The 1,577-nt window shown below is 76.9% G+C and carries 1 protein-coding gene; it reads right to left on the bottom strand.

Going from position 1 to position 1,577, the window contains the following annotated elements:
* The coding region (locus tag AB0J52_RS39825; RefSeq protein WP_500188329.1) for a beta-ketoacyl synthase N-terminal-like domain-containing protein at positions 1–1,534 on the bottom strand (1,534 nt) is incomplete at its 3' end.
* Positions 1,535–1,577: the final 43 nt, after the last annotated feature.

Below are 1,577 nucleotides of genomic sequence, written 5' to 3'. Positions count from 1 at the left end.
CGCCGGGCGCCGAGTCCTCGGTGAGCCGCGGGAGCTGCTCGTCCACGCCCGGCGGGACCTCGCCGAAGAACTTCGGCAGGAGCGCGCGGACCGAGTAGGCGGCGCCGAGTTCCGTCCCGGCCTCCGCGCCGAAGACGACGGCGGTGCGGGACCGGTCGAACGGGCGCTCGTCGTAGCCCGCGTCGCGCAGCGCGCGCGTCGCGACCTCCAGGGCGAGCAGCTGGGTCGGCTCGACGCTGCCCAGGGAGTTCGGCGGGATGCCGTAGGCGAACGCGTCGAACGGGACGTCCGGCAGGAACCCGCCCCATTTGGACGGGGTCTTCTCCCCGTCCCCGCTGCCGGGGTCGTAGAAGACCGCCGGGTCCCACCGGGAGGGCGGGACCTCGGTGACGGCGTCCACGCCGCGCACGATGTTCGCCCAGTACTCCTCGGTGTCGCCGGCCTGCGGGAACACGCAGCCGATGCCGATGATCGCGACGTCCGCCGGGGCCGCCGCGGACGCCCCGGACGCTCCGGCGGACGTCGCGGACTCCTCCGCGGTCACGCCGAGTTCCGCCGCCCGGGCCTCCAGGAACAGCTGCGCGCCCGTGGTGACCTGCTCGTGCAGCCCGGTGACGCTGGTCGTCGCCGACCGCAGCGCCGCGACCTGCCCGAGCATGTACATCCCCTCGCGGGCCTGCTCGCCGTCGCCGACGGACTCCAGCGCGCCGCCGCCCCGCCCGCGCCGCAGGCCCTTGGCGGCGATCCGGAGCCGTCCGAGGTTCAGCTCCTCCAGTTGCTCCCACATCCGCCTGCGGGTCGTCCCGGCGGCCTCCAGACCACGCCTGGCCTGCTCGAACGCCTCGACGTAGGGGGTGCGGGCGCAGCGCGTGGCGTGGCCGGGCGAGGTCTCCAGGAGGGTCGTCCCGGCGCACTCGACGGCGGCCCGCTGGAAGCCGGGCATGATCGCCCCGGCCGCGACCGCCTCGTAGGTGAACAGGTACGCGGTGCCCATGAGGACGCGGACGTCCGCGCCGCGCTCGGCGAGCGGCCCGGCGAGCGCGGCGACCATCGCGCCGGACCGCTCGTCGTGGACGCCGCCCGCGAACAGCACCGACATCTCCCCGGCCGAGCCGGGATGCCGGTCCGCGAAGTCCAGCAGCCGCTGGACCTGCGCCTCCCACAGCGGGAAGCTCGCGCGCGGGCCGACGTGCCCGCCGCACTCCAGCCCCTCGAACACGAACCGGCGCGCGCCCTCGCCGAGGAACCGCTCCAGCAGGCCCGGCGACGGGACGTGCAGGTAGGTCGCGATCCCGGCGTCCTCCAGCGGCGCGGCCTGGGCCGGACGGCCGCCCGCGATCAGCGCGTACGGCGGCCGGGCGGCGAGCACGGCGTCGAGCTGCGCCGCGCGCAGCTCCGGCGGGGCGAACCCGAGCACCCCGACGCCCCACGGCCGCCCGCCGAGCCGGTCGGCGGTGTCGGCCAGCAGGTCGCGCGCCTCGTCCCCGGTCATGAGGGCGAGCGCGAGGAACGGCAGCCCGCCGTCCTGCGCCACGGCGGCGGCGAACGCGGGTCAGCGACCGGTCCGCGTTCGCCGC

Origin of the sequence: Spirillospora sp. NPDC049652 (genome assembly GCF_040675125.1) — a bacterium.
GTDB lineage: Bacteria > Actinomycetota > Actinomycetes > Streptosporangiales > Streptosporangiaceae > Spirillospora.
The sequence above is the reverse complement of the archived record's forward strand: the minus strand, read 5'-3'. Positions and strand labels throughout refer to the sequence as shown.